The following is a 6,811-nucleotide window of genomic DNA, read 5'->3' as shown; positions in this document are numbered from 1 at the left end:
GTCGGCCGGCAACGCCGCGCGCTGCGGCGCCGCGGCGGGAGCCGACTGCGGCTCGTCCAGGGTGGCCAGCACCTCCACGCCTTCGGGAACCTTGCGGTTCGACACGATCAAGGCATCCGGCCCCAGGGCCTCGCGCACCTGGCGCATGACCTCGCGGCTGGACGCGCCAATGAAACGGCTTATATTCATGCGCCCGCACCGATCAAGGCCGTGACCCGCAGCATGCGCTCATCGGGGATCTCGGCGTTCGACAGCACGCCCAATTGCGGCAGGTGGTGCCGCAGGAAGCGTGCCAGCGGCGCCCGCAGCGGCGGAGCCACCACCAGCACGGGCGCATTGCCTTGCGATTCCTGCTTGGCCACGGCGCTCTGCGCTTCGCGCAGCAGCGTATCGGCCAGGCCGGGTTCCAGCCCGCCGCTGGTCGTCAAGGCCTGGGTCAGCACGCGCTCCAGCCTGACGTCCAGGCCTATTACCTGCAGTTCGCCGTCGCCCGGGAACCATTGCTGGGTAATGGCGCGGCCCAGCGCGCGGCGCGTCAGCGCGATCAGTTCGGGCACGTCGGCCGCCCCGCCCGTGCCCGATGCCTGCGCGGCCAGGCGCGGCGCATGCTCGGACAGCGTATCCACGATAGAGCGCATGTCGCGTATGGGCACCTCTTCGGCCAGCAGGCCCTGCAGTACCTTCTGCAACGTGGTCAGCGACAGCGTCTTGGGCACCAGGTCCTCGACCAGCTTGGGGGCCTCGCCGGCGATGCGGTCCAGCAACTGCTGTGTTTCCTGGCGGCCCAGCAAGCCGGCTCCATGGCGGTGCATCATGTGGTTCAGGTGGGTGGCCACCACCGTGCTGGCGTCCACCACGGTATAGCCCGCCGCCTGTGCCACGTCGCGCTGGCCGTTGTCGATCCACAGCGCCGGCAGGCCGAAGGCCGGGTCCGTGGTGGCGGTGCCCTTGATGGGAGCAGTGACGCCACCAGGGTCTATCGCCAGCCACTGGCTTGGCATGGCAATGCCGCGGCCGATTTCCACGCCCGACAGCAGGATGCGGTAGTCGTTCGGCTTCAGTTCCAGGTTGTCGCGGATATGCACGACAGGCGGCAAGAAACCCACGTCCTGCGCGAACTTCTTGCGCAGGCTGCGTATGCGGTGCAGCAGTTCGCCATTCTGTGCGTGGTCCACCAGAGGAATCAGCCGGTATCCCACCTCAAGCCCCAGTGGGTCTACCATCGACACATCGTCCCAACTGGCCTCGGCGGCGGCCGCCTGGGCCTGTGCCGCTACCTGGGAAGGCTGCGCCGCATCGGCCAGCGCCGCCTGCTGCGCGCGCCGGAGCAGGGCCCAGCCGGTGCCCCCCAGAATCGCCGCCAAAGTCAGGAAGGCCACATGCGGCATATTGGGAATGAGGCCCATGATGCCGATAATGCCCGCGGTCAGGAACAGCACGCTGGGGTTCGAGAACAACTGGGTCAGCATCTGCTGGCCCACGTCCTGGTCCGTCGATACCCGCGACACCACCACGCCCGCGGCCGTGGAAATGACCAGCGCAGGAATCTGCGCGACCAGGCCGTCGCCGATGGTCAGCAGCGTGTACACGCGCCCGGCGTCCCCGGCTGACATGTCGTGCTGCGCCATGCCCACGATCAGGCCGCCGATGACATTGATCACCATGATGAGCAGGCCCGCGATGGCGTCGCCGCGCACGAACTTGCTGGCGCCGTCCATCGAACCGAAGAAGTCCGCTTCCTGGGAGACCTCGGCGCGCCGCTTGCGCGCCTCGTCCTCGCCGATCAGGCCGGCGTTCAAGTCGGCGTCGATGGCCATCTGCTTGCCCGGCATGGCGTCCAGGGTGAAGCGGGCGCCGACCTCGGCAATGCGCCCCGCCCCCTTGGTGATGACGATGAAGTTGATGATGGTCAGGATCACGAACAGGATGATCCCCACCGCGAAATTGCCGCCAACCAGGAAATGGCCGAACGCCTCGATGACCTTGCCGGCGGCGTCCGGCCCCGTGTGGCCATGCAGCAGCACCACCCGGGTCGAGGCGACGTTCAACGACAGGCGCAGCAGCGTGGCAAACAGCAGCACCGCCGGGAACGCGGCGAAATCCAGCGGCTTGCGGGTGAACATCGCCACCAGCAGGATCATGACCGATAGGGCAATATTGAAGGTGAACAGCAAGTCCAGCAGGAAGGTGGGCAGCGGCAGCACCATCATGCCCAGCACCAGCACGATCAGCACCGGGCCGGCCAGCATGCGGGCGTTGGCGGCGCCGTGGGTCTTCAATGCGGATATCAATTGGCTCATGCGTAATTTTCTCTAGTGCCGGTTCCCGTTAACGGGCCGACTGCGGGTCCAGTTCGGCGGGCACCGGCAGGCCGGTGGGCGCCGCGGGTTCGGCACCCCATTCCGCGCGCCAGCTGCGCAGTTGGAACACCCAGGCCAGTACTTCGGCCACGGCGGTATACAGCGCCGCGGGAATCTCCTGGCCCAGTTCGACGTGCTCATGCAAGGCGCGCGCCAGCGGCGGCGCCTGCAGCATGGGCACCCGGTGTTCGGCGGCCAACTCGCGGATGCGCGCGGCCACCATGCCCGTGCCCTTGGCCACCAGGCGCGGCGCCGACTGGCCTTCGGCATAGCGCAGCGCCACCGCGTAGTGCGTGGGATTGGTAACCACCACGTCGGCGCGCGGCACCTCGGACATCATGCGCCGCCGCGCCATGGCGCGCTGCTGCTGGCGGATGCGCGCCTTGATGTGCGGATCGCCTTCGCTTTCCTTGTGTTCCTGGCGCACGTCTTCCTTGGACATGCGCAGCTTTTTCAAGTGGCTCCATATCTGCCATGGCACGTCCAGCAGCACGATAATGCCCAGCGACGCGACGATCAGCGCGGCGCACAATGCCACCAGGGTCAGGGCACGCACCAGGGCTTCGGTGGGCGCGGCGTGCATCAGCGACAGCATATCGTCGCGATGGCCCATGATGACGGCCGCCGCGATTCCCCCGACCAGCAGCGCCTTGGCAATGGCCTTCACCAGCTCCACCACGGTTTGCGCCGACACCATGCGCTTGACCCCCTTCAGCAGGCTGAGCTTGGTGAAGTCCGGCTGCAGCGGCTTGGCCGAAAACACGAAGCCCCCCAACAGCACGCTGGAAAGCACGGCCACCGCCATCAGCACGCCAAACAAGGGCAGCACCACCAGCAGTATCTGGCCGGCGCCGTCGACGGCCTGCGCCACCATGATGCCCGGGTCGCGGCCGACACGGGCGTCAAAACCCAGGCCGTGCCGCAACACTCCCGTGAACCCCTGGTACAGCATGGAACCGCTGAGCCACAGGCCGGCCACCCCGGCCGCCAGCAGCAGGAATGTGCCCAGCTCGCGCGAACGCGCAATCTGCCCCTCTTCGCGCGCCTTTTCCAGGCGCCGGGGAGAGGCGGCTTCTGTTTTTTCCAGATCGCTGTCGTCGGCCATGCTTGCGGTATGTTTTGCCGCTCATGTCGGTGGAAAACAGAGCAGCCCGCCGAGATTCTAGGGGCAGCGGCGGGCCGGCGATCATGCAAGAAACAGGGGGAAAGCGGCGCTATTCGGCGCGGCCGCTCTTCCGCCCGCCGGCCGTAACAAAGGCTAGAACCCCAGGCTGGCCAGCAGGTCGTCGACCTGGTCCTGGCTGGTGACCACGTCGGCCTTGCCCGCGGGGCTGACCTGCGGCCCGTTCAACAGCGACTGGGCCTCGTCGCGCCGTTCCTGGGGCACATTGTCCAGCAACACCTGCAGCAGCTCGCGCTCGATGGCGCCCACCACGTCCATCATGCGCATGATTACCTGGCCGGTCAGGTCCTGGAAATCCTGCGCCATCACGATTTCCATCAGCTGGGCCTGGGTCTGCTGGGTTTGCGCCGGCACATCCGCCAGGAAAGCACGGGTGTCCTTGACCAGTTCGCGCGCCTCGGGCAATTCCAGCGGCTGGTCGAACCATTGCTGCCAGCGCGCATCCAGGGCCTGCGCCGAACGGGACATGCCGTCCTGCAGGGGCCGGGCCACTTCGGTGGCATTCAGTACGCGATTGGCGGCCTGCTCGGTCATCTGCGCCACGTAGCGCAGCCGGTCGCGCGCATCGGGGATCGCCTGCGCCGCATCTTTGATGGCCTGGTCCAGGCCCAGCTCCCGCATGCTGTCGCGCAACATGCGGGTCAAGGATGCGATGCGGTGGATCAGGTCGGCCGGGTCTCCGTTACTGCCGATATCCATTGCGTTCATGCTGCACCTCAACCGGCGAGTTTTTCAAAGATCTTGGTCAGCTTTTCTTCCAGCGTCGCCGCCGTGAAAGGCTTGACCACATAGCCGCTGGCCCCCGCCTGGGCGGCGGCAACGATGTTTTCCTTCTTGGCCTCGGCCGTCACCATCAGCACGGGAAGCGACTTCAAGGCGGCATCCGCGCGGATCTGCTTGAGCATCTCCAGGCCGTCCAGGTTGGGCATGTTCCAGTCGGAAACCACGAACTGGAAGCCGCCATTGCGCAGTTTCTCCAGGCCGATGGCCCCGTCTTCGGCCTCGTCCACATTCTCGAAACCCAGTTCCTTGAGCAGATTGCGGATAATGCGCCGCATCGTGGGGAAATCATCCACCACCAGAATTTTCATACCCTTGTCTATCATCTCAACTCCAGAAAATAACCCGGTCGCCCGTGCGCCGACGTTGCGGCGTCAGACGCGGTTCGCGCGGTCGCCCAGGCGTGTCAGAATACGTTCGCTCATGGCCGCCAGCGGCACGATCTCCGCGGCGGCCCCCAATGCAATCGCCTCGCGCGGCATGCCGAATACCACGCAGCTGGCTTCGTCTTGCGCCAGCGTATGCGCGCCGGCCTTGCGCATCGCCATCAGGCCGGCCGCGCCGTCCTTGCCCATGCCCGTCAGGATGACGCCGATGGCATTGGCGCCGGCCGCTTCCGCGGCCGAGCGGAACAGTACGTCCACCGAGGGACGATGGCGGTTCACTGGATCGCTTGCCTCCAGCTCGATGACATAGTTGGCGCCACTGCGCCCCAGTTTCATATGAGTGTCGCCCCCGGGCGCCAAGTACACATGGCCAGGCAGCACCCGTTCTCCGTGCGAGGCCTCGCGCACGGTAACGGCGCACAGCGCATCCAGGCGCTGGGCGAACGAGCGCGTGAACCCCGCCGGCATGTGCTGGGTGATCAGCATGGCCGGGCTGTCGGGCGGCAACGGCCGCAGCACTTCCCGTATGGCCTCGGTGCCGCCCGTGGACGCCCCCACCATCACCAGTTTTTCCGAGCTGGTGAACGGGCTGCGCAGGCGCACCGTTGGCGCGGCGGGACTGGAACCGGGCGCTTTCAGGCGCGCGCGCGACGCGGCGCGGATCTTGTCGGCGATCAGCTCCGCGTATTCCAGCATCCCATGGCGGATGCCCAGCTTGGGCTTGGTAACGAAGTCGATCGCGCCAAGCTCCAGGGCCCGCAAGGTGGTTTCGCCGCCACGCTCGGTCAGCGAAGACACCATGACCACCGGCATGGGACGCAGCCTCATCAGTTTTTCCAGGAAATCCAGCCCGTCCATTCGGGGCATTTCCACGTCCAGCGTCAGCACATCGGGGTTGTGCTGCTTGATGAGCTCGCGGGCCACCAGCGGGTCGGGTGCCACGGCCACCACTTCCATGTCGTCGTGGCTGTTGATGATTTCTGTCATCAGCCCGCGCACCAAGGCCGAATCATCCACGCACAGGACTCGTATTTTCTTCATCATCGATCTCAGCAACCGCCAGGCGGCCCCACGCATTCGTACACGGTCTGGCCTTTCAGGCGGAATTCCCTGCTGATATACGTGAAGTTCTCGGAATGCCCGGCGAACAGCAGGCCGCCCGGTTTCAGCAACGGCACGAACCGCTTCAAGATACCTGCCTGGGTAGGCTTATCGAAATAAATCATGACATTGCGGCAGAAAATCGCATCGAACCGCTCGGCAATGGGCCAGGTTGGCGACAGCAGGTTCAGGGTTTCGAACCGCACCATGGCCGCCAAGTCCGGACGCACGCGTACCTGCCCGGCGTTGGCGCCTCGTCCGCGCAAGAAAAAGCGCCTGAGGCGTTCCGGGTCCATGCGGGCCACGCGATCTTCGGCGTAGACCCCGGCACGGGCGCGGTTGAGCACATTGGTGTCGATGTCCGTTGCCAGCACCGTGGCCTGCGCCGCCTGCGCGCCCAGGCTTTCGGCCAGCGTCATCGCGATGGAATAGGGCTCTTCGCCGCTGGACGCCGCACAGCACCACACCGATACCGGCCCCGGGCGCGTACGCCCCAGCGCGGCCAGCACCGGAAAATGGTGCGCTTCACGGAAAAACGCCGTCAGGTTGGTAGTCAGCGCGTTGACAAAGTCTTCCCACTCTGCCGCGGCCGGCTGGCTTTCGAGCAGGTCCAGGTAGCCGGAAAAATCTTGCCGGCCCAGGGCGCGCAGGCGGCGCGTCAGGCGGCTGTACACCATTTCGCGCTTATGCTCGCCCAGGGATATGCCGGCGCGCTCATGGATCATGCGGCGCACCCGCGCGAAGTCCGCTTCGCGGAACTCGAATTGCCGTTCGGCCGCAAACGATGCGCTGGTGCCGGAAGTTGCCACGATAAGTTACTGCTGCAGGGCCAGCGCGGGCGGCGCGGCCGCCTCGCGTTCATCCGCGGCCTCGCGCAGCGGCCTGCGGGCCGGGCGGCTGCCTTCCAGCTGCTGCGCGGCAACCTCGATGACTTCGCCGGCATTGATCTTGAACACCGCCACCGCCTCGGACAACTGCTGCGCCTGCTCTTGCAGCGAACC

At 66.3% G+C, this 6,811-nt stretch carries 6 protein-coding genes and 2 pseudogenes; all 8 read right to left on the bottom strand.

Annotated features, from left to right (window positions below; genetic code table 11):
* Positions 1-189: pseudogene (locus tag LPZ50_RS19655) on the bottom strand (flagellar biosynthesis protein FlhF); the annotation flags it as partial.
* Complete coding sequence (flhA, locus tag LPZ50_RS19650) at positions 186-2,300, bottom strand: flagellar biosynthesis protein FlhA (protein ID WP_230664033.1); 2,115 nt, start codon at positions 2,298-2,300, stop codon at positions 186-188. The pseudogene LPZ50_RS19655 and the gene flhA, both read right to left, overlap by 4 nt.
* 28 nt (positions 2,301-2,328) lie before the next feature.
* Positions 2,329-3,465: a flagellar biosynthesis protein FlhB gene (flhB, locus tag LPZ50_RS19645; protein WP_230664030.1), complete on the bottom strand. Its 1,137-nt coding sequence runs from the start codon at positions 3,463-3,465 to the stop codon at positions 2,329-2,331.
* Positions 3,466-3,618: 153 nt separating this feature from the next.
* Positions 3,619-4,251, bottom strand: coding sequence for a protein phosphatase CheZ (gene cheZ / locus LPZ50_RS19640; protein WP_230664027.1), 633 nt, complete (start codon positions 4,249-4,251; stop codon positions 3,619-3,621).
* Positions 4,252-4,259: 8 nt separating this feature from the next.
* Positions 4,260-4,649 carry a chemotaxis response regulator CheY gene (gene cheY, locus LPZ50_RS19635; protein ID WP_230664024.1) on the bottom strand — a complete coding sequence of 130 codons (390 nt, stop codon included), beginning with the start codon at positions 4,647-4,649 and terminating at the stop codon, positions 4,260-4,262.
* Between the two features lie 48 nt (positions 4,650-4,697).
* On the bottom strand, positions 4,698-5,750 hold the full coding sequence (locus LPZ50_RS19630) for a protein-glutamate methylesterase/protein-glutamine glutaminase (RefSeq protein WP_230664036.1): 1,053 nt from the start codon (positions 5,748-5,750) through the stop codon (positions 4,698-4,700).
* An 8-nt stretch (positions 5,751-5,758) separates the two neighbouring features.
* Complete coding sequence (locus tag LPZ50_RS19625) at positions 5,759-6,619, bottom strand: CheR family methyltransferase (RefSeq protein ID WP_230664021.1); 861 nt, start codon at positions 6,617-6,619, stop codon at positions 5,759-5,761.
* Positions 6,620-6,625: 6 nt separating this feature from the next.
* Positions 6,626-6,811: pseudogene (locus LPZ50_RS19620) on the bottom strand (chemotaxis protein); the annotation flags it as partial.

This window comes from Bordetella petrii (genome assembly GCF_020991325.1).
In the GTDB taxonomy this organism is placed as follows: domain Bacteria; phylum Pseudomonadota; class Gammaproteobacteria; order Burkholderiales; family Burkholderiaceae_B; genus Bordetella_A; species Bordetella_A petrii_E.
This window is presented reverse-complemented; position numbering and strand designations above follow the sequence as displayed.